Here is a 21,169-nt window from a genome sequence, read left to right as displayed (position 1 = left end):
GGATGGACCGGCTGATCTATACGGCGGTTTCGGGCATGTCCGATTCGATGGTGCGCGAACGCGTCATCGCCTCGAACATGGCCAATACCAGCACCATCGGCTTCAAGGCCGAAAAGCTCTTTACCATGCCCGTCACGCTCAAGGGCCCGGCGCTCGAAGCCCGCGTCATGGCCGACGGTCAGGTCAAGAGCGCCGACATGTCAGCCGGCAACATCACCCCGACCGGACGCAAGCTGGACATCGCCATGCTGGGCGATGCGATGCTGGCCGTACAATCGGCCGATGGCACGGAAAGCTATACCAGGCGCGGCGATCTGACGGTTTCGCCCACCGGCGTTCTGGAAAACGGCGACGGGCGCCCGGTGATCGGCAATGGCGGCCCGATCACATTGCCTTTGGACGCGCAGGTTTCCATTGGCCCCGACGGCATGGTGCTGGTGGCCAATCCGGACAACCCCAGCCTGCCGCCCCAACCGATCGACCGCATCAAACTGGCCAGCGCATCGGGCTCGACCACCGCCAAGGGGCTGGACGGCCTGTTTCGCGTGGTGGGCGGGGGCGCGCTGCCCGCCGATGAAAACGCGCGGGTCATTCCCGGCAGTCTGGAACAGTCCAACGTCAACCCTTCGGAGGTGCTGACCCAGATGATCCAGGCCCAGCGCCTTTACGACATCCGCACCAAGCTGATCGCCACGGCCAAGGAGGTGGACCAGTCGGGCACCTCGCTGCTGCGTATCTCCGGCTCCTGAGCCCAACGTTTAAGAAAGGAATCGCCCGATGCCTTCAACCGCCCTTCAAGTCGCCCGCACCGGTCTGGACGCGCAGGACACACGGATGCGCGTCATTGCCCACAATCTGGCCAATGTCAGCACCACCGCCTTCAAGCGCGACCGCGCCAATTTCGCGACGCTGGCCTATCAGGACATGCGCGTGGCGGGGCAAGCCTCGTCGAACCAGACCAATTACGCCACGGGCCTCAACCTTGGCACGGGCGTGGGCGTGCAATCGACCACCCGCGTTGAACAGCAGGGCACGCTCAATTCCACCGACAATTCGCTGGATCTGGCGATTTCCGGCAATGGCTATTTCCAGATCCTGCTGCCCACGGGCCAGGTCTCCTATACGCGGGCGGGCAATTTCACCCTCTCGGCCGAGGGGCAGCTCGTCACCTCGCAGGGCTATGTGGTGCAACCGGCGATCACCATCCCCAATGGCGCCACCTCGATCACCATCGCCAAGGACGGCACGGTTTCGGCCATGATCCCCGGCAACACGGCGGCAACGCAGGTGGGCCAGCTCACCATTGCCAGCTTTGTCAATCCGGCAGCCCTTCAGGCCAGCGGCGACAACCTCTATGCCGAAACGCTGGCCAGCGGCCCGGCCCAGATCGGCGCCGCAGGCACCGCCGGGCGCGGCGACATTTCGCAAGGGTTTCTCGAAGGCTCGAACGTCAACATCGTCACCGAACTGGTCGATATGATCGAATGCCAGCGCGCCTATGAGATCAACTCCAAGATGATCTCGGCGGTCGATGACATGCTGAAAAACGCGAACCAGACGCTGTGAGACGGATCAGGACCTTGCGCTTTGTGCTGCCCGCGCTGGCCGCGTCGCTGGTTCTGGCCGCGCCCGCGCTGGCGGGCCGCCGCCCCGCGCCCGGCTTCGAGGCCACGCTGCCCGCCGCCCCCACGGCCGCGCCTGCCGATGGCGCGATTTTTGTGGCCGCGGCGGGATATGCTCCGCTGGTGTCGGGCGCGCGGGCCCAGCGGGTGGGCGATGTGCTGACCGTCATTTTGAACGAAAACACCAGCACCGCCAAAACCAGCAGCGCCAAAACCCAGCGCACCGGCAGCGCCAGCATCTCGGCAACCAAGGTCGGCCCGATCTCCATCGCCTCGCCGCCCCTTAATGGATCGGCCTCGGGGTCGTTCAATGGTCAGGGCAATGCCACGCAGACCAATTCCTTCAGCGGGATGATCTCTGTGACCATTGCCGAGGTACGCCCGAACGGCACCGCATTGGTGCGAGGAGAAAAACGCATGCTGTTGGCCCAAGGCAAGGAGTGGATCCAGTTTTCCGGGATCGTGCGCCTGGCCGATGTGGACGCGGCCAATCAGATCCAGTCGGGGCAAGTGGCCGATGCGCGGATCGAATATGCGGGCAACGGCACCGTGGCGCAAAGCGCGCGCGAAGGCTGGCTGTCCAAATTCTTCAGCTATATCAGCCCGTTCTGAGGAAGCCCCATGCGTATCTTCTCTCTCCTTGTCGCCGCACTGGCCCTGTGTTCGGCCCCGCTGCACGCCGAGCGCGTGCGCGATATCGGCACGTTTCAGGGCGTCCGCTCGAACCAGTTGACCGGCTATGGCATCGTGGTTGGGCTGGACGGCACGGGCGATGATACGCTCGACTATCTGACCCAGGCGATGAAGGGCGTGTCGGGCCGGATGGGCCTGCAATTGCCGCCGGGCGTCAATCCGGGGCTGAAAAATGCCGCCGCCGTGATGGTGACCGCCGACCTGCCCGCCTTTTCCAAGCCGGGCCAACGCATCGACATTACCGTTTCGGCCATCGGCAAGGCCAAGTCCTTGCGCGGCGGGGCGCTGATCCTGACGCCGATGTATGGCGCCGATGGCCAGATCTATGCGATGGCGCAGGGCAATCTGGCCGTGGGTGGCCTTGGCATTGCCGCGCGCGACGGGTCGCAATTGTCGGTCAACATCCCCACCACCGGCCGCATTGCCGAAGGGGCCACGGTGGAACGCGCGGTCAACACCGGTTTCGATAAAGCACCGGTCCTGCGCTACAATCTCAACACCGCCGATTTCCTGACCGCCCAGCGTGTGCGCGATGCGATCAACCTGCGCTATCCCGGCATGGCCAGCGCCGAGGACGCCGTGACCGTGGCACTGCGCATGCCCGATGGCGCCGATACGCGCGCCTCGATGCTGGCCGCGATCGAGATGATCAATGTCAGCCCCGCCGAGGCCGCCGCCAAGGTCATCGTCAACAGCCGCACCGGCACCGTGGTCATCAACAGCGCGGTGCGCCTCTCGCCCGCCGCCGTCAGCCACGGCAAATTGACCGTGCGGATCGATGAAAAATCCCGCGTGACCCAGCCTGCACCCTTTTCCAACGGCCGCACCGCCGTCACGCCCAGCAGCAATATCTCCGCCGAGGAGGAAAAGGCCCATGTCGCGCTGCTGAAAAACGGCGCCTCGCTCTCCAAGATCGTTGATGCGCTCAATCTGTTGGGGGTCACGCCCTCAGATCTGGTGGCCATCCTCGAAGCGCTGAAAGAGGCGGGCGCGCTCAAGGCCGAGATGGTGGTGATATGAGCGATACGACGATCAACGGCGCAGGCAGCAGCGCGGGCAGCAGCGCAGGCAGCAGCGCGGGCGCGGCTCCGGCCAACAACACCTCGCCCCGGCCCAGCAAGGCCCAGGTCCACGAGGCGGCGCAGAAATTCGAGGCGCTGATGCTGCGGCAAATGCTGGCCCAGGCGCGCAAGGTCGATTTCGGCAACACGCTGTTCGACCAGAAGGCAACCGAGAATTTTCGCGACATGCAGGACAGCAATCTGGCCGACATCATGGCGAAGCGGGGCACATTGGGCTTTGCGCGCATGATCGAGGCCCAACTTGCCCGCCAGAGCGGCGCGGGCAACGGAGAGTAAATCGATGAGCGCCAACATGATCTCCATCGCATCGAGCGGCCTTCGCGCCGCGCGCGCCGCGCTGGAAGTGACATCGCAGAACATCGCCAATGCGGGCACCGATGGCTATGTTCGGCGCAGCGTGGCGCAAAATGAACTGTCGGCCAACAATCTGCGCGGCAGCTATGGCGAGGTCACCCAGTTGGGCGTGCGCGTCACGGGCATCACGCGCAATGTATCGAGTTTTGACCAGGCCGAGGTGCGCCGCACCACATCGGATGCCACGCGCTCGGACACGCTGGTCGAAGGTTTGACCCAATTGTCGGATACGGCGGACAATTCGGGCGTCTTTACCGCGATCACCAATTTCCAGTCCGCCCTGTCGCAAATGACCGCCAGCCCGGCCAATTCCTCGCTGCGCGCCAATGTGGTCGAGGCCGCGCGCACAATGGCGCAAAGTTTCAATGCGGCCAGCACGGGCCTGAAATCGGCCGTGAGCGGCATGCAGAGCGAGGCCGCTGCGGGCGTCAAGGATCTCAACGATCTGGCCGCCAATCTGGCCAGGCTGAACGTGCGGATCGCCACCGATGTCGACCCGGCCAGCAACAGCGCGGGCCTGCTCGATGAACGCGACACCATCCTGCAAAAGATGGCCGCGATCACCAATATCAACACCACGATCAACCCCGACAACACCGTCACCGTGCAATTGGGCACAGGCACCGGCACCACGCTGGTCGACCGCGCCACTTCGGCGGCCTTGAGCATGACCACGGCAAGCGATGGCAACATCAGCTTTGCGCTGGGCAGCACGGCGATTACTCCGACCGGCGGTTCGCTGGCCGGAGAGCAGCAGGCGATCAGCGCAGGCGTAACGGCCTTGTCGGGGCTGGACAATGTGGCAAGCGCCATGATCACTACGGTCAACACCGCGCAGGCCAATGGCGTCGATCAGGACGGGTCCACCGGCGCGCCGATGTTTGGCGGCACCGGCGCGGCCGATATGGCCATGGCGTTGACCAGCCCCCGGCAATTGGCCGCCGCATCGGCCGGATCGACCGCCAGCAGCCAGAACGGCAGCAATCTGAACGCGATGATCAATGCGCTGAACAACGCCAATGTCTCGGGCCAGATGAACGACTATCTGTTCGGCCTGTCGAGCGCGGTTTCCAGCAATTCCACGATGCGCGACGCCTTTGACGCCATCGCCACCAACGCCAAGACTTCGCTGGCCGCGGCATCGGGGGTTGATCTCGATACCGAGGCGGCGGCTCTGGTACGATACCAACAGGCTTATCAGGCTTCGAGCAAGGTTATTCAGGTAGCCTCTACCCTCTTCGACCAATTGCTGAATCTGTAACGAAAAGGCCAAACCCCATGACCAATGTCAGCACCAGCGCCTTTTACCAGAACGCGATCGCCTCGATGACCGATCTGCGCAAGCAGACCGAGAAGCTGCAGGCCCAGATCAGCACCGGCTATACGATCCAGCATTCGCGCGACAATCCGCTGGCCGCCGCCCAGATGCGCGCGCTTCAGGCCGCCGACACGCTGGCGGGCGCCGACAAGGCCAATGCCGGCGCGGCCAAGACGCTGCTGACCCAGACCGACGATACGCTGAGCCAGTTCACCGACATTCTTTCCCAGATTACCACGCTGGCCACCCAAGCCGCCTCATCGACGCTGAACGACAGCCAGCGCGCATCGGTCGGCCAGCAGATCGGCGCCTTTTACGACAGCCTCGCGAGCCTTGCCAACACCAAGGACGCGCAGGGCAACCCCCTGTTTGGCGGCGAGGCCACCGGCAACGCCTATACGTTTGATCCCACCACCGGCGCGCCCACCTATCAGGGCACGGCTACCGCCTCCACCCTCTCGCTGGGGCCGGGGCTTTCGGTAACGACCGGGGTGACCGGGCCGGAATTTCTCGATTTCCAATCCGGCGGCGTGTCGAAAAACCTGCTGACCACGGTCAAATCGCTGGCCAATGCGCTACAAAATCCTTCCTCCAGCGCAGCGGCGGTGGCGGCGGCGAAAAACGCGCTCGACGATCTGGGCGCGGCCACCGCTTCGGTTTCGGCCAGCCAGACCGTGGTGGGCGCGCGGTTGGACTGGATCAACACGACATCGAACATCCAGACCCAGACCGCCACCCAGCGCGCCAATCGCGAGGCTGATGTGGGGGGCACCGATCTGGCCGCCACCATCGCCAAGCTAAGCCAGCAGATGACCGTGCTGCAGGCCGCGCAGTCCAGTTTTGTGAAAGTGGCCAATCTGTCGCTCTTCTCGATGCTGAACTGATCGGCCTTCCCCTTTTTCCTGCCGTGCCCGCTCGTGGCGGCACATTTTTGACCGGCAAAGGACGTTAACCATGTTTCCCGTTATCGGTTTAGTCGTTCTCTTCGCCGCGGTGTTTGGCGTCTTTGCCATGACCGGCGGCGCGCTTGGCCCGGTGTTCGAGGCCATTCCGCACGAAGTGGCGACCATTGGCGGTGCGGGCATTGCGGCCCTGATCATCGGCAATGACATGCATGGCCTCAAAGCGCTGGGCGGCGGTTTTGGCAAGGTGTTCAAGGGCCCGCGCCATAACAAGCAGGACCACATTGATGTCATCGCACTGACCACCAAGCTGATGAAACTGCTGCGCACCGAAGGGCCGGTGGCGATGGAAAGCCATGTGCAGGACCCCAAGAGCTCGGCCATCTTTGCCGAATATCCGCGCCTGTTGGCCAATCACGAGCTGACCGACCTGATCTGCGACACGCTGACGCTGATCGTGGTGTCCTCGGGCACGCTGGAGGTGCATGCGGTCGAGGATGTGATGGACAATGCGATCAAGACTCATCTGAGCAGCCTTGAACACCCCCAGCATGCCATTCAGAATCTGGGCGACGCCCTGCCCGCGCTGGGTATTGTGGCGGCGGTGCTGGGCGTGGTGAAAACCATGGGCTCGATCGACAAGCCGCCTTCGGTGCTGGGCGCGATGATCGGTTCGGCGCTGGTTGGCACGTTCATGGGCGTGATGCTGGCCTATGGCATCGTGGGGCCGATGGCCGGACGCCTGCAACAGGTGAATGAGGCCGATGCGCAGATCTTCAATTGCGTCAAACAGGTCATCATCGCGTCGCTGCATGGCTGGCCCCAGCCGCTGGTGGTGGAAAGCGCGCGTTCGGGCCTGAGCCATGATTACCGGCCCGGCCTGTCCGAGCTACTCGACGCGCTGCGCGGGCGTTAAGGGAGCCCTGCGATGGCGCCGCCGAAAAAACCGGGCAAAAACGAGATCCCGGCCCCCATCATCGTCAAGAAGATCACCGTGGTGGCCGGCGGCCATCATGGCGGCGCGTGGAAAGTGGCCTATGCCGACTTTGTAACCGCGATGATGGCGTTCTTTCTGCTGATGTGGCTGCTGGGCGCAACCACGGAGAAGCAGCGCAAGGGCGTGGCCGACTATTTCACCCCCACGCTGGTCAAGACGCGTCAGGGCAGCGCCGGTTCGAACGGGTTGCTGCATGGCGACTCGCTGACCGATGTGGACGATTATCCCAACCGCAAGGGCCAGACCGGCACGCGCACGATGACCATCCCGCGCGACACCACTGGCGGCCCCAAGGAAGGCGGCAGCAAGGTCAAGAAGGTCGCCTCGCTGACGCAAAAGCTGCAGCAAAAGCTGTCGGCCACGGAAAAGCTGAAGAAGCTGGCGCGCACGCTCAAGGTCACGCCCACGCCCGAGGGGATCCGTCTCGATCTGGTCGATGACGCCGATTTCTCGATGTTCCAGTTGGGCACGACGATCCTGACCCCCGATGCGGTGCAATTGCTCCACGCCATCGGCTCGGTGCTGAAGGAGGAAGACGGCGGCCTGACCATTCGCGGCCATACCGACGGGTTGAAATGGAAGCGCACCGATATGATCAACAACTGGTCGCTATCGGCGGGCCGCGCCGAGGCCACGCGCCAGGCGCTGATGCGCGATGGTCTGGGCGAGACGCGTTTTCGCCGGATCGAGGGCGTGGCCGACCGCGAACCGTTGATTGCCGACAATCCCAATGATGCGCGCAACCGGCGCATGTCGATCCTGCTCAATTACCAGTAAAGCTGCGTAGGGCGCAGCGACGGCTTCTTCACCTCGCCCATTTACTTCCCGGCAATACAGGAACGGGGCGAGGTCCGGCGCTGTATTCGGCACGAGGCACGGCTCCGTCTAAGCATGGAGCCTCATCATGTCTGCGCCACTCGACCACGCCACGCTGGCATCCGATCGGGTCATTCCCGCCCGCAGCGAAGTTCTGCCCCACGAATTGCCCGATGTGCTGGAGGATTTCCCCCAGGCGCAGGTGCTCAGCCTCGACTGTTTCGACACGCTGATCTGGCGCGACACCTATCGCCCGATTGATGTGTTCAAGGTCTTGCCGGGCATGGCCGGGCCCCAGCGCGCGCGCGCCGAGGAGGCCGCCCGCCGCGCCGCCCATCTGATGGTGCGCGGCGAGGATGTGACCATTGCGGAAATCTATGAAAAACTGATGCCCGGCGCCTCGGCGCAGGCGCGCGAGGCCGCGATCCGCGCCGAGCTGGATGCCGAGGCCACCCATTGCTATGCCTTTACCCCCACGGTCGAACTGATCCGCCGGGCCAAGGCGCGCGGCATGCATGTGGTGATCGTTTCGGACACCTATCTGAGTGAGGCCATGCTGCGCGAACTGATCGCGCGGGCGGGGGGTGAGGAACTCTCGGCGATGATCGACCGAGTCTTCGTCTCGTCGCATTGGCGCCTGCCCAAGGCGCGCGGGCTTTATCGCCATGTTCTGCCCGAACTGGGGGTGGATGCGGCGGCCGTGCTGCATATCGGCGACAATCTGAAGGCCGACGTGCGCGGCGTGACGCCCTTTGGCGTGCAGGCGGTCCACCTTAAACAATTCCATGCCGAAATCGAACGCCAGCTCCGGCTCGAGGCTTGCCTCGACACGCTGCTCTCCGATGGCAAAGGCACGCTGGCCGCCCCCCAGCCCCACCGCGCCGCGCTGGCGCAATGGACGCCGCAATTGACCGATACGGCCCAGCATTTCGGCTATGCCGTGCTGGGGCCGGTGTTTACCGGCTATGACCGCTGGCTGGACGAACAGGCCGATGCGCTGCAACAACGCCATGGCGGGGCGGTCCACCGATTGTTCCTGATGCGCGACGGGCATCTGCCGATGCTGGTGCATCAACGGCGCGGCGGCGATCAGGGCCATGCCGTCGAGATCAGCCGCTTTACCGCCACGGCGGCCACCTTTACCCATGACGCGGCCATCGACACCTATGTCGAGGACCAGTTGGGCACCGACCCGGCCGTGATCGCGCGCCAATTGCTGGCCCCGCCCGCCGAGGTCAAGAAACTGGCCGCGATTCCCGACAAGACGAAGGGCACACAGGCGCTCTATGCCTTGCTGGACCGGCGCGAGATCCGCCGCTTTATCCACAAAGCCGCGCGCCGCATGGCCGACCGCATCATCACCCATATCCGCCAGACCGCCGCCCCCAAACCCGACGACACGCTGATGCTGGTCGACCTTGGCTATAACGGCTCGGTCCAGAACCGGATCGACGCGCTGCTGGCCGAGGCGCTGGGGGTGCATGTCGCGGGGCGCTATCTGCTGCTGCGCGAGGTGGAGATGAGCGGGCTGGACAAGGCGGGCTATTTCGACGAGCGCCATTATGACCATGATGCGCTTAACGCCATGGCCAACAATGTGGCGGTGTTTGAACAATTCTGCACCAACACCCAAGGCTCGGTGATCGACTATACCGAAAAGGGCGCCCCGATCCGCCGCGCCAATGACATCAAGCAGGCCCAGAGCGCGATCCGCGAGGCAGCCCAGCAAGGATGCCTGCATTTTGCCGAAACCCAGCCCGCCGCCAGCCAGCGCGCCAGCCGCGATCCGGCGATGGAGGCCGAACACTGGCGCCGCGCCAATGCCGCCACGCTGACTCGCCTGATGTTCCTGCCCATGCCCTATGAATTGGGTGTGTTTGAAAGTTTCGAGCATGACGTCAATCTGGGCACGGATGAAACCATCGCCCTGTTTGACAAGGGCCATGCGCAAAAGGGCCTGCGCCAGCAGGGTCTGTTCTATCTGAAAGGCGCACGGCGCATGTTCCTGCCCGCCGAAATGTCCGAGGAAGGCATGGCCACCCGCCTCGCCTATCTGGCCACCAGCCGTTTCGGCATGATGCTCAATGTGAGCGATTTCGTGGCCGAGGGCGGCTTCCTCGTGCCCACGATCTACAGCAACGGTCAGGAAGTGGTCGAAACCCGCTTCAACGCGCTGCCCACGCATAACGGCTATCACAGCCTGTGCATTCCCATTGGCGATTGCCGCTTTACCGCCGCGATCCAGTTCGGCGCGCTGTTCGACTGGGTAGAGGTCTATTCGATCACCGCCCTGCCCCAGGCCGAGCATCTGAACAACAAGCACGACACGGCCAGCCGCGAGATCGCCATGGCGCCGCTGCTGGAGGGGATCGAGGCGGTGGCGGCCAATCTGTGGCATTGCACCTCGCCCCATGGCTTTGCGCTGATCAACCCGCCGCCGCGCCGCGATGATACGCCCATGATGTTGCTGGTGGTGTTCCGCCCGGTGACGTGGAAGGAGAGCGCCCCGGCCTGATCCCGCGAGCCGCCAAGACAAAACGCCGCGCCCCAACCGGGACGCGGCGTTTTTTATGGACCGGCGCAAATCGGGAAACAAAACGCGGAAAGACCCGGCGCCTCCCTTTGGGGGAAGCACCGGGCCGTTCCGGGAATTATCCGGATCGCGGCTTACTTGAGCAGCGAGAGGACATTCTGCTGGCTCTGGTTGGCCTGGGCGATCATCGCGGTCGAGGCCTGCGAGAGGATCTGGGCCTTGGCCATCGCGGTCGATTCGGCCGAATAGTCGGTGTCCTGAATGCGGCTGCGGGCGGCCGAGAGGTTGGTCGAGTTGTTGGTCAGGTTGTTGACCGCCGCCTGGAGCTGGCTCTGACCGGCGCCGAAGCTGGCCGCCGCGGTCGAAACCTGACGGATCAGCGTGTCCATCTTGTCGATGGTGGCCGAGGCCGAACCGCTGCTCGTAACGTCGATATTGGCCTTCTGGGCGTCCCAGTCGATGCCCTGCGAGGTCAGCGTGATCGTGTCGGTGGTGTTCGCACCGGCCTGGATCGAGAACGAGGTGGTGGCGGCCGAACCGGCGCCGGTGGTGTTGAACAGGGCGTTGCCGTTGAACTTGGTGTCGCCCAGAATGCTGGTGATCTGGGTCTTGAGCGAGTTCACTTCCTGCTGCATGTCCTCGCGGTCGGTATCCTGATAGGTGCCCGAGGCCGACTGAACCGACAGTTCGCGAACGCGCTGCATCATGTTGGTCACTTCGGTCAGCGACCCTTGCGCCGTCTGGGCCAGCGAGATGCCGTCGTTGGCGTTCTTGATGCCCTGGTTCATACCGTTGATCTGGCTGGTCATCGAGGTCGAGATGGCAAGGCCGGCGGCGTCGTCGGCGGCCGAGTTGATGCGCGTGCCGGTCGACAGGCGGGTCATGGCCTGCGAGGTCATGTTGGCCGCACGGTTCGAAGCATTGGTGGCCTGAAGGGCGTTAACGTTGGTGTTGATGACAGTCATGATTTACTCCCGATTTGTCCCGTAGGTTGCCAGCCCGCCGGTCCATCCGGTACTGGCTGCCAGCCACTAGAGCGGCCGGGAGATCGCAGTTTTAAGCCCTTCATCGAAAATTTCTGCACAGGGCCCGGCGCGGGGTGTTTCGATCCTGTCAGGTGATTCGCCCGGCCATGCACGCGGTAACGAATCAAACCCGAAATGGCGCCCCCGCAACGGCTGCCGCCCCTCCCAATTAAGCCCGGAAAGAAAATTTTTTTGCCCGTCGTTGGGCAAGCGGCCCCCAACCGCCGGAAATCGGGAGGCCGAATTGGGCAATATAAGGATTGTTACTAGGCCTTAAATAACGCCGGATTTTGACGTCGGGCTGGCAAAACCCTTCTCGGGAATGGTTAAATCCGGGACTGGGAAACAATGGACTATATCGAGGTCACCAACAGCACGGCACAGCGGCACGCCCCGCTGGTTCAGCGTGCCGGGGCGGTTATCGCCACGATGGGCAATGCCGGACGGCTGCGCCTGATCGAGGGCGAGGCGGTCGGCAAAGCCTGCATGCATGGTGATGACCGCACGACCATCGCCCTGTTTCAAGGGCGGACGAACCGGATCGACCGGCTGCCCACGCCGCGCGGCGGGCGCAGGCCGCACTTCGCGCTCAACTATGCGGACCCTGCCGGAGAGGACGCGCTGGCCGCGTTAATCTCTTGTGCCACTTTGGGCGGTCCGGTGGCGGCAGATCCCGATTCGCTCTCGGTGCTGGCCATGGCCGAAAGGCTGGCGATGAGCGATATTCCCGTGCTCATCGGCGGCCCCACCGGAACCGGCAAGGAAGTGCTCAGCCGCTATATCCACGACAGCAGCCCGCGCCGTAATGGCCCCTTCATTGCCGTTAACTGTGCCGCCATGCCCGAGGCCATGCTCGAAGCCCTTTTGTTCGGCCATACCAAGGGCGCCTTTACCGGCGCGACCAGCGCCAACGAGGGTTTCTTCCGCGCAGCCGACGGCGGCACGCTGCTGCTTGACGAGATTGCCGAAATGCCGCTGGCGTTGCAGGCCAAATTGCTGCGCGCGCTTCAGGAAGGCGAAGTGGTGCCGATCGGCGCGACCCAGCCGGTGCGTTTCGATGTCCGCATCATTGCCGCGGCCAACCGCGATCTGCCCACCGAGGTGGCGCAGGGACGGTTCCGCGCCGATCTGTTCTATCGCCTCAATGTGTTTCCTCTGGCGCTCAAACCGCTGCGCGAGCGGCCCGAGGATATCGCCCCGCTCGCCTTTGCGCTGGCCATGCGCCATACGCCCGCCCATCGCGCGGTACCCTGGATCGGCGAGGATGCGCTGCACATGCTGCGCACGCATGGCTGGCCGGGCAATGTGCGTGAGCTGGAAAATGTGATCCGCCGCGCGCTGCTGCTGGCCGAAGGGCTGGGCGGTTCGCCCAGCGCCCAGATCGGCCCTGAGCATATCCGTTTCGATTGCGTGGCCAAGCTGGTCGAGGAACCGGCGATGGCCGAAGAACCGATCCCGTCGCCCGAAATGCCCCAGCCGGGCGCATCGGGCACGCGCAAACTGGCCAGCATCGTGCAGGTCAGCGAGGCCAAGGCGATCCTTGAAACGCTGGCGGCCTGTGGCGGCAGCCGGATCGCCGCCGCACGCCAATTGGGCATTTCCGAGCGCACCTTGCGCTACCGTCTGGCCTCTCTGCGTGAAGCCGGGATGCCGGTGGCGGCTGTGGGCGGAGGCCGCAGATGAGCAGCATCGGGGGCATTGCGGGCGGCAGCAGCGCATGGGGCGGGGCATCGGGCCTGCGCGAGATCATGCAATTGCGCGCCCAGATCATCGAAAAATCGCAGATCCTGCAACAGATCCACGCGCCCCAGACCCAATCGGTCGGCGCGAGTTCCGGTCAGGGTCTTTTCACCGACCGCCTCAACGATGCGATGCAGTCGGTCAACGCCACCCAGCAGCGCGCGGACCAGCTGACCACGGCCTATGAAACCGGCCAGACGCAGGATGTCGCCAAGGTGATGCTGGCGCGGCAGGAAGCCTCGGTGGGCTTTGAGGCCACGCTGCAGGTGCGCAACAAGCTGCTCTCCGCCTATCAAGACATCATGAAGATGGGGGTCTGATAAATGGCTGACCTTGTTCCGGCCGCCGAAATGAGCGGGTTGCCCGCCACGACGCCGGGCTCGATCCTCACGCCCCTGACCGCGCCCGATGCCGGGCCGCCGATGGCCCGCGCCCGCGCCTTTCTGGGCCAGGGGCCGGTCAAAAAGGCGCTGCCGTGGTTTGCGGGCATGTCTCTGCTGGGCGCGGGCGCTTTGGCATGGGGCATGTTGGCCCAGCCGCCCCAGCGGGTGCTCTATTCGCATCTGGATGATGGCGAGCGCGCCAATGTCGCCGAACAGCTCGACAAGGCCAAGATCACCTATTCGATCGACAATGCCACCGGCACGCTGACGGTGGACGAAAGCAACCTTTACAAGGCGCGCATGGTCGTGGCGCAGAGCGGCACGCTCTCGATGCCCGATACGGCCAATGACAGCCTCGACAAATTGCCGATGGGCGCCAGCCGCGCGCTGGAAGGCGAACGCCTGCGCGCCGCGCGCGAACATGAACTGATGCTCTCGATCAAGGAAATCGACGGCGTTCAGTCGGTGCGCGTCCATATTGCCGAGGGCGAAAAGTCGGTCTTTGTGCGCGATCAGATCGCCCCCTCGGCCTCGGTCATGCTGCGCCTTGCCGACGGGCGCCAGCTTTCCGACAATCAGGTGCAGGCAGTCGTCAATCTGGTGGCGGGCTCGGTGCCCGGCCTTTCGCCCGATGCGGTGCGCGTGGTCGATCAACGCGGCCGCCTGCTGACCGATCGCGGCGGCGCGGACAGCGACCGGCTGGAAATGCAGGCCCGCATGGAGGAAAAGCTGCATGGTCAGGTGGCCGCGCTGCTCACTCCCATGCTGGGCGATGACAATTTCACCAGCGAGATCCAGATCGATCTGGACATGGAGCAGGTGACCAGCGCGCGCGAGTCTTATGACAAGCAGGGCGTTGTGCGCAGCGAAACCAGCCAGCAGAGCCAGCAGGCCGCAACGCCGCAGCCTTCGGGCATCCCCGGCACACTGTCGAACACGCCCCCCCCCACCACCCAGCCTTCGCCCGGCGCGCCGCAGGCCGCGCCCGCCGCCGCCGCAACGGGCGCGGCCCCCACCGCCAGCGAAACCAGCGCCAGCAAGAACTACGAGCTGGGCCGCGAAGTGGCCGTGACCAATCGCGGGCCGGGCCGTATCCGCCGCCTGTCGGTCGCGGTCGCGCTGTCGTCCAAGGCGATGGCCAAGGCCAAGCAGAGCGACATCGACCAGATCAAATCGCTGGTTTCCGCCGCCGTGGGCGCCGATCCGGCGCGCGGCGATCAGGTGGCCGTGGTGGTGCGCAGCTTCGAGCCGGTCTCGGCCGCGGCGGTGCCGTTTTATGAAGCGCCGTGGTTTGCCCGCGCGCTGCATTATGGCGCGATGCTGCTGGGCACGCTGATGGTGCTGCTGCTGGGCGTGCGCCCGCTGATCAAGGCGATCCGGGGCGACAAGCCCGCACCGCCCAAAAAATCCGCCAAGGCCGAAAAAGCCGATAAGGCCAAGAGCAAGGCCGCCGTCGAGGAGGAAAGCACAGAAGCGGTCGAGGCCGCCCCGACCGCTGCCGAACCGCCGGGTCTTGCCGCCATTTCGCCGCGCAACCGCGAGCCCGAACCGCAAACCATCGACGCCGACATGATCGAGCGACAGGTCGGCCTTGCCCAGCAGATCGTCGAGACCAAGCCGGACACGGCGGTCATTGCCCTGCGCCAGATGTTGCAGCAGCCCACCCATGAAGAGGCGCCCACCGCATGAGCGAGATGAACACCGTTGACACCACCGGCGCGCAGGCGCTGGCCATGCCGCCCCTCTCGGACGCCGAGGCCGCCGCCGTGCTGGTGATGCTGCTGGACGAGGATCAGGCCAGCCGGATGCTGGGGCAATTGAGCCCGGCAGAATTGCAGTTACTGGGGCAAAAGATGTGCGCTCTGGGCGAAATCGGGCCGGAGGCGATTTGCCGCGCGGTCGATGGTTTTGCCGCGCGCACCGAAAAGCTGGGCATCCACGCATGGGGCCGCACCGACCGCGTACATGGCATGATGCGCCGCGCGGTGGGCACGATCAAGGCCGACAATCTGATGGAGCGGATCGCCCCTGAGGCGCCGCCCGCCACCCCGCTGGAAATCACCAAATGGCTTAACCCGGCGGCCATCGTGCCGCTGGTGCGTGGCGAGCATCCCCAGGCGATTGCCGTGCTGCTGGTCCAGCTTGAGGCCGATGTCGCGGCCAAGGTGCTGCATTCGCTGCCCCCCGATCAACAGACGCAGGTGGTGCATCGCGTGGCCACGATGGGGCCCGTCAGCCCCGAGGCGCTCCTGATGCTGGAGGAATTGCTCAGCCGGCGGATCATCGAGTTTCACGGGCGCGGCACCTTGTCGATGGGGGGCGCGAAAAACGCCGCCGAAATCATCAATAACTCGGCCAAGACCGTCGAAAAGCGCGTCATTCCCGAGATCACCAAGATGGACAAGGCGCTAGCCCGCGCGATCGAGAACGAGATGTTCAAATTCGAGCATCTGTTCGAACTCGATCCCAAATCCATGGGCGCGCTGCTGCGCGAGGTGGAGAGCGACATTCTGATCAACGCGCTCAAGGGCATTGCCGAGGACCAGCGCGACGTGTTCTTCGCCGCTATGTCCAGCCGCGCCGCCGATGGCGTCAAGGACGAGATCGCCAGCCGTGGCCGGTTGAAAATGGCCGATTGCGTCGAGGCGCAAAAACAGATCGTGGCCGCCGCGCGCCGTCTGGCCGCCGAGGGCGTGATCTCCTTCGGCAGCGGCGAGGACGATTATGTCTGATCTGGGCGCCATGCTGGGCGGCGGCGGGGGGTTTACGCCCGATGCGCGCTTTGCCGGGCTGCGCGTGCTCGACGAGGCTTTGCCGCGCCCTCTGTCGGTCATGCGGATGCGGTTTGAGGCCGATATGGCCCCGGCGCCTGCGGTCGCCCCGGCCCCGGTCATCGTGCCCGAATTTACCCCCGAACCCGACCCTGTCGAGGAGGCCCGCGCCGATGCCTATGCGCAAGGCTGGGCCGATGCGCAGGAGGCCGCGCAGCAGGCCGCCGCCGGCGCCGATGAGGCGCGCGGGCGGATGGAGTTGGCCATGCGGCGGCTGGACGGCGAATTGGCCGAGCAATTCCGCCAGCGTTTGATGGAAACCGTGATCGCGCTGTGCGAAAGCTGCCTTGCGCCGCTGGCGCTGGACAAGGACGCGCTGATGCGCCGGATCGAGCGCGCCGCCGCCATGTTCAACCGCGCCGATGATGACCGCCTGATCCGGCTGCACCCGGAAGACCTGGCGGCGATCCGGCCCCGCCTGCCCAATGAATGGCATGTGCAGGGCGACCCGACCGTGGCGCGCGGCGCGATCCGCGTTGAAAGCCGCAGCGGCGGCACCGAGGCGGGCGGCGCCGAGGACGGCCCCGAACAATGGCGCCGCGCCATTGCCGAAGCGCTGGATGTGGGCGGGCTGGACTGATGCTGGGCATACTCGACGATGTCCTTGGCCAGCCCCGGCCTATTGATCTTTCGCCCCGGCGCTATGGCGTGGTGGCGGCCTGCGACGGCGGCTTGCTGGAGGTGTCGGGCCTGTCGGTGCCGGTGGGTGCGCTGTGCCGGATCAGCCATGGCAATGGGCAATCGCTGAGCGCCGAGGTGATCGGCTTTCGCAACGGCCGCACGTTGATGATGCTGCTGGGCGATACGGTGCTGCTGCGCCCCGGCGCGCGGGTCCGGCCCGTGGGCACGCCGGGCATGCTGCCGGTGGGCGAGGTGTTTCTGGGCCGCGCCGTTGATGGCGAGGGCAAGCCGATTGACGGCCTTGGGCCTTTGCACCCCCGCGCCCTGTGGCCCGCAGGCGGCGTGCGCGCGGGCGCGCTGGACCGCAGCCCGGTGCGCCAGAGTTTCGACACCGGCATCCGCGCGCTCAACGCCATCACCACCTTTGGCGTGGGCCAGCGCATCGGCATCATGGCGGGCTCTGGCGTGGGCAAATCGGTGCTGCTCGACATGATCGCCCATGGCGCCAGCGCGGAAATCGTCATCGTCGGCCTGATCGGCGAGCGCGCGCGCGAAGTCTCCGATTTTGTCGAGCGCCATATGGCGGGCGGCAAACGCGCCACCACCGCCGTCATCGCCGTGCCCGCCGACCATGCGCCCAACCTGCGCATCCGGGGGGCGATGCTGGCAACCAGCATGGCCGAATATTTCCGTGCGCAGGGGCGCAAGGTGCTGCTCATCATGGACAGCCTGACCCGTGTGGCCCATGCCGGGCGCGAGATCGGCCTGCTGCTGGGCGAACCGGGCGCGGCGCGGGGCTATCCGCCATCCGCGCTGGCCACGATCACCAAGCTGGTCGAACGCGCAGGCAATTCGGCGCAGAGCGGCGGCTCGATCACCGGGCTTTACACCGTGCTGGCCGATGGCGATTCGCAGGATGATCCGGTGGTCGATACCGCCCGCTCGATCCTTGATGGCCATATCGTCCTCTCCCGCGATCTGGCCCAGCGCGGGCAATATCCGGCCATCGACATTGCCGCCTCGCTCTCGCGCGTGATGACCGACATCACCAGCAAGGAACACCAGCGCCTTGCCCGCGCCTTCCGCGCGCTGGTGGCGGCCTATGAGGCCAACCGCGATCTGGTGCTGATGGGCGCCTATCGCGCCGGGGCCGATCCGCAACTGGACCGCGCCATCGCCATGCATCCCGCTCTGGTGCAATTCCTGACGCAGGAAGGCGGCTCGGTGGTCACGCTGGATCAGGCCGTGGCGCAATTGGGGGCGCTGCTGGGCCATGAAGGCCCGCGATGAAGGCCGAGCGCGACAAGCTGAAGCGCCTGCAAAGGCTGGAGCGCGTGCGCGCCATCGCCAAGCAGACCCTTGCCACCGAGGCCGCCCGCGCCGAAGGCACCTATACCCAGATGATGCAACTGGCGGAGCGGACCGGGCAATTGGCCGCTGATTATGCGGCGCGCACCGATATCGCCGATGGCGCGGCCCTGCGCGAGATGAACCGCTTTGCCGCCGGACTGCAGGGCATCCGCGCCGCCACCCAGGCCGACGCCAACCGCGCCCAGGCCATTGCCGACAAGCGCCAGCAGGAATTGGCCATGGCCGAGCGGCGCCGCGCCGCCGTCGAGGATCGCGCCACAGCCCAAGCCCGGCAAATCGCCGCCCGGCAATCCTATGCCGCCATGGCCGGCGCCATCCAGAGCACCAGGCGCCGCGATACGCAGGGCTGAACAGCGTTTTTACAAATTTGGCACGCAGTTTGCTTTGAATGCCGGTGCAGCCATCAACGGAGCCCGCATCCATGCCCGAAGCCAGCAGTTTCACCATCGGTTCCAGCCCGCTCAACGCGCTGTTAGGCGCAGGTTCGGCGGGCGTTGCCGCGCAGGCGGAGGATGGCAATGCGGGCGGCTTTCAGGCGATGCTGGCCGCGCAGACAGATACGAACCCGGCCCCCTTGATGGATCCTGGCGCGGGGGGCACCCCTGCTTTCGCTCCGGTCGGCGATCCGACGACGGGGCAGATGCCGCCTTTGGCCATCGATCCGGCGGGCAGACCTGCGCCCATGTTGGCGCCCATGCCGGCGACCATGCCGGCGACCATGGCGGCCCTGCGCGGCAATGGCGCGGCAGGGATAGGCGGCACCGCAGATAACGGCGCAGCCAAAGGCGATGCGTCCGGCATTCAGCCCCCCGCCTCCACGTCAAACGGCAATTTGCCGGTAGGCGGCAAGAACTTGCCGCTGTCCCCCGCTCTTATCGACCCCGCCCCTATCGACAAAGCGCCCGAAGCCGCCAGCGAGACCGCATCCGACGCCACACCCACCGCCGCCTCGGATGTGGTCAAACCGATGCTGGCCAAGGCAATGGTCGCCGCGCCGCGCAGCCGCACATCCGTCGCCCAGCCCCCTGCTCAACTTGGCGCACAGGATGACGCCGACCAGCAAGACGAAACACCGGCAACCGGCAGCGATGCCGACCAAGCCGCCGCCTTGCCGCAGGCCGACGCGCCCAATCCGCCCGCACCCGGCGCGGCCATGCTGTCGGCCACCCCCTCGGCTTCCGCCAACGGGAATAGCATGTCGAGTGCGGAGGCCAGCGCCAAACGCCAAAATCTCTCCAGCGCCACAGCGGTTGCGATGGCGGGGCGTCAGGGCAGGAATGCCCTGCAAACCACTCTGCCTGCCGCCCCGTTCGCTGCAGCGCCTGCAACCTCGACCGATTCGGCAGGGGCAGCCTTGGCGACCGGCGCGATCATGCCCGCAGCCTCGCTGCAAACGCTCGGCGGGGCGATGGCGGGCGCCACAGAATACGCCGTGCCGACCGCACCCGCTCCCACGCCCGGCGCCCCGACCGGGGCCAAGCCTGTCATGAAACCGGGCCAGTCGGTGGATGCCGACACCGATCCTGCCGCGCCGATCAGCGATGGCGCCGCACCGCAGGCCGGTCTGGCGCTGCACCAAGGCGGGCAGGCTGCAGCGAGCGATCATCCCGCAGCCGGGACCGACAGGTTCACCGATACGATCGGTACCACCCTGAACAGCAGCCAGCCGAGCGCTGACACCAGCCGCACCGCCGCGCCCGCCATCACCGAAACCGGCGTGTCGCGCGATATGAGCGCACTGGTCGACCGGCTGGTGGAAACGCGCGCGGCGATGCGGGCGGGCGCTCCGGCGCAATGGGTGCAAACCTCAATCCAGCACGCCGAATTCGGGCGAGTCGCGTTGCAGATCCGGCAGGACGGCGACAATCTCTCGGTGGCCATGGCCAGCAGCGATCCCGGCTTTGCCCCCGCCGCGCAGGCCGCCCTGAACAATGCGCAAAGCCTGCTGCAACCGGCCGCCGCCAGCCAGAGCAGCGCCGATGCAGGCCAGAACAGCGAACAGAATCAGGGCCAGAACAACCCCTCCGGCAGCCCGATCAACGGCCAGTTCAGCGGGAATTTCAGCGGAAATTCCAGTGGGCAGGCCGGTGGTCAGGGCCAGCAGGGCGCCACGCGCCAGCAGGCGCCCTTTGCCAACACCCCCACCCCCGCGCCGCAAGGTCAGGCCGCCGCCGATGCCGCAGCCGGAGCGCCTGCGGGCCGCACGGGCTCATATCGCTCAGGCATTCTGGCCTGAACCCTTCCCTTGAAACAATTCAGAGACCACGATCATGAGCAAAGAAAAAGCCGCCGAGACCGGCGATAAACCCGCCAAGGGCAAAAGCCCGATAATGCTGATCGCGATCACGGCCGTGCTGATGCTGGCGGTGGGCGGCGGCGGCGCCTTTGCCATGGTCAAAATGGGGATCATCGGGGGCGGCAATGCCGAACATGTCAAGGAAGACAATTCGCCCAAGCTGATCCGCAAAGGCCAGGAAGACCCCTATGCCGCCAAACCCGCCGAGGGCAAGGAAGGCGAAGGCGGGGCCAAGGAAGTCGAGGGCGAAGGCGGCAGCCCCTACAAGACCTCGTATTATACGTTTTCGGAGGACTTCACCTCCAACCTCAAAAATTCTTCCTCGCTGGTCCAGATCTCGGTCGCCTGTTCGACGCATCGCGATGGGCGCGTGCTTATGTGGCTGAAAAAGCATGAATTAGCCATCCGTTCGGAAATGCTCAAAGTGCTGGCCGACACGCCCGAAGAGGATGTTTCGACCATGGAAGGTAAGGAAAAACTGCAAAAGCGGCTTACCGCCTCCATTAACCATGTCCTGACAGAGGAAGAGGGCTTTGGCGGCGTTGATGCCGTCTATTTCAAGAGCTTCCTTGTTCAGTAATCACC

At 65.3% G+C, this 21,169-nt stretch carries 20 protein-coding genes; 19 read left to right on the top strand and 1 reads right to left on the bottom strand.

Annotated elements, in window-relative coordinates:
- The first annotated feature begins 2 nt into the window (after positions 1-2).
- From PQ467_RS04315 to PQ467_RS04270, 10 genes are all read left to right on the top strand, one after another.
- Complete coding sequence (locus PQ467_RS04315) at positions 3-749, top strand: flagellar basal body rod protein FlgF (protein ID WP_274175321.1); 747 nt, start codon at positions 3-5, stop codon at positions 747-749.
- 28 nt (positions 750-777) lie between these two features.
- Positions 778-1,566, top strand: a complete 789-nt coding sequence (flgG, locus tag PQ467_RS04310; protein WP_274175320.1) for a flagellar basal-body rod protein FlgG — start codon at positions 778-780, stop codon at positions 1,564-1,566.
- Between the two features lie 23 nt (positions 1,567-1,589).
- Positions 1,590-2,234: a flagellar basal body L-ring protein FlgH gene (locus PQ467_RS04305; protein ID WP_274176085.1), complete on the top strand. Its 645-nt coding sequence runs from the start codon at positions 1,590-1,592 to the stop codon at positions 2,232-2,234.
- A 9-nt stretch (positions 2,235-2,243) separates the two neighbouring features.
- Entirely contained in the window at positions 2,244-3,335 is a 1,092-nt protein-coding gene (locus tag PQ467_RS04300) for a flagellar basal body P-ring protein FlgI (protein WP_274175319.1), read from the top strand.
- Entirely contained in the window at positions 3,332-3,673 is a 342-nt protein-coding gene (locus PQ467_RS04295) for a rod-binding protein (protein WP_274175318.1), read from the top strand. The genes PQ467_RS04300 and PQ467_RS04295 overlap by 4 nt, the downstream gene beginning before the upstream one ends.
- 4 nt (positions 3,674-3,677) lie before the next feature.
- The gene (gene flgK / locus PQ467_RS04290) at positions 3,678-5,012 is read left to right on the top strand and encodes a flagellar hook-associated protein FlgK (RefSeq protein WP_274175317.1); all 1,335 of its coding nucleotides are present in this window, start codon (positions 3,678-3,680) and stop codon (positions 5,010-5,012) included.
- A 17-nt stretch (positions 5,013-5,029) separates the two neighbouring features.
- Positions 5,030-5,953 (top strand): flagellar hook-associated protein FlgL, encoded by a 924-nt coding sequence (gene flgL / locus PQ467_RS04285; protein ID WP_274175316.1) that lies wholly within the window; start codon positions 5,030-5,032, stop codon positions 5,951-5,953.
- 70 nt (positions 5,954-6,023) lie between these two features.
- Entirely contained in the window at positions 6,024-6,887 is an 864-nt protein-coding gene (gene motA, locus PQ467_RS04280; RefSeq protein WP_274175315.1) for a flagellar motor stator protein MotA, read from the top strand.
- Positions 6,888-6,899: 12 nt separating this feature from the next.
- Positions 6,900-7,745: a flagellar motor protein MotB gene (locus PQ467_RS04275; RefSeq protein ID WP_274175314.1), complete on the top strand. Its 846-nt coding sequence runs from the start codon at positions 6,900-6,902 to the stop codon at positions 7,743-7,745.
- Positions 7,746-7,872: 127 nt separating this feature from the next.
- Entirely contained in the window at positions 7,873-10,299 is a 2,427-nt protein-coding gene (locus PQ467_RS04270; RefSeq protein ID WP_274175313.1) for an HAD family hydrolase, read from the top strand.
- 152 nt (positions 10,300-10,451) lie between these two features.
- Here the strand turns inward: PQ467_RS04270 and PQ467_RS04265 are convergent, their stop codons facing one another.
- A complete protein-coding gene (locus PQ467_RS04265) occupies positions 10,452-11,282 on the bottom strand; it encodes a flagellin N-terminal helical domain-containing protein (protein ID WP_274175312.1) in 831 nt (276 codons plus the stop codon).
- A gap of 408 nt (positions 11,283-11,690) precedes the next feature.
- Between PQ467_RS04265 and PQ467_RS04260 the strand changes: the two genes are divergently transcribed.
- The 9 genes from PQ467_RS04260 to PQ467_RS04220 all read left to right on the top strand — a co-directional run bounded on the left by PQ467_RS04260 (position 11,691) and on the right by PQ467_RS04220 (position 21,164).
- Positions 11,691-13,025, top strand: a complete 1,335-nt coding sequence (locus tag PQ467_RS04260; protein WP_274175311.1) for a sigma-54 interaction domain-containing protein — start codon at positions 11,691-11,693, stop codon at positions 13,023-13,025.
- Positions 13,022-13,402 carry a flagellar hook-basal body complex protein FliE gene (gene fliE / locus PQ467_RS04255; protein ID WP_274175310.1) on the top strand — a complete coding sequence of 127 codons (381 nt, stop codon included), beginning with the start codon at positions 13,022-13,024 and terminating at the stop codon, positions 13,400-13,402. The genes PQ467_RS04260 and fliE overlap by 4 nt, the downstream gene beginning before the upstream one ends.
- 3 nt (positions 13,403-13,405) lie before the next feature.
- Positions 13,406-15,154: a flagellar basal-body MS-ring/collar protein FliF gene (gene fliF / locus PQ467_RS04250; protein ID WP_274175309.1), complete on the top strand. Its 1,749-nt coding sequence runs from the start codon at positions 13,406-13,408 to the stop codon at positions 15,152-15,154.
- Positions 15,151-16,197, top strand: a complete 1,047-nt coding sequence (locus tag PQ467_RS04245) for a flagellar motor switch protein FliG (RefSeq protein WP_274175308.1) — start codon at positions 15,151-15,153, stop codon at positions 16,195-16,197. Before fliF ends, PQ467_RS04245 begins: the two co-directional genes overlap by 4 nt.
- Positions 16,190-16,876, top strand: coding sequence for a FliH/SctL family protein (locus PQ467_RS04240; RefSeq protein WP_274175307.1), 687 nt, complete (start codon positions 16,190-16,192; stop codon positions 16,874-16,876). The genes PQ467_RS04245 and PQ467_RS04240 overlap by 8 nt, the downstream gene beginning before the upstream one ends.
- Positions 16,876-18,207, top strand: a complete 1,332-nt coding sequence (locus tag PQ467_RS04235) for a FliI/YscN family ATPase (RefSeq protein WP_274175306.1) — start codon at positions 16,876-16,878, stop codon at positions 18,205-18,207. Before PQ467_RS04240 ends, PQ467_RS04235 begins: the two co-directional genes overlap by 1 nt.
- Positions 18,204-18,638: a hypothetical protein gene (locus tag PQ467_RS04230; protein ID WP_274175305.1), complete on the top strand. Its 435-nt coding sequence runs from the start codon at positions 18,204-18,206 to the stop codon at positions 18,636-18,638. Before PQ467_RS04235 ends, PQ467_RS04230 begins: the two co-directional genes overlap by 4 nt.
- Before the next feature lie 71 nt (positions 18,639-18,709).
- Complete coding sequence (locus tag PQ467_RS04225) at positions 18,710-20,524, top strand: hypothetical protein (RefSeq protein WP_274175304.1); 1,815 nt, start codon at positions 18,710-18,712, stop codon at positions 20,522-20,524.
- Positions 20,525-20,558: 34 nt separating this feature from the next.
- A complete protein-coding gene (locus tag PQ467_RS04220; RefSeq protein ID WP_274175303.1) occupies positions 20,559-21,164 on the top strand; it encodes a flagellar basal body-associated FliL family protein in 606 nt (201 codons plus the stop codon).
- Positions 21,165-21,169 lie beyond the last annotated feature (5 nt).

It is taken from the genome of Novosphingobium sp. KACC 22771 (assembly GCF_028736195.1).
Taxonomy (GTDB): Bacteria; Pseudomonadota; Alphaproteobacteria; order Sphingomonadales; family Sphingomonadaceae; genus Novosphingobium.
This window is presented reverse-complemented; position numbering and strand designations above follow the sequence as displayed.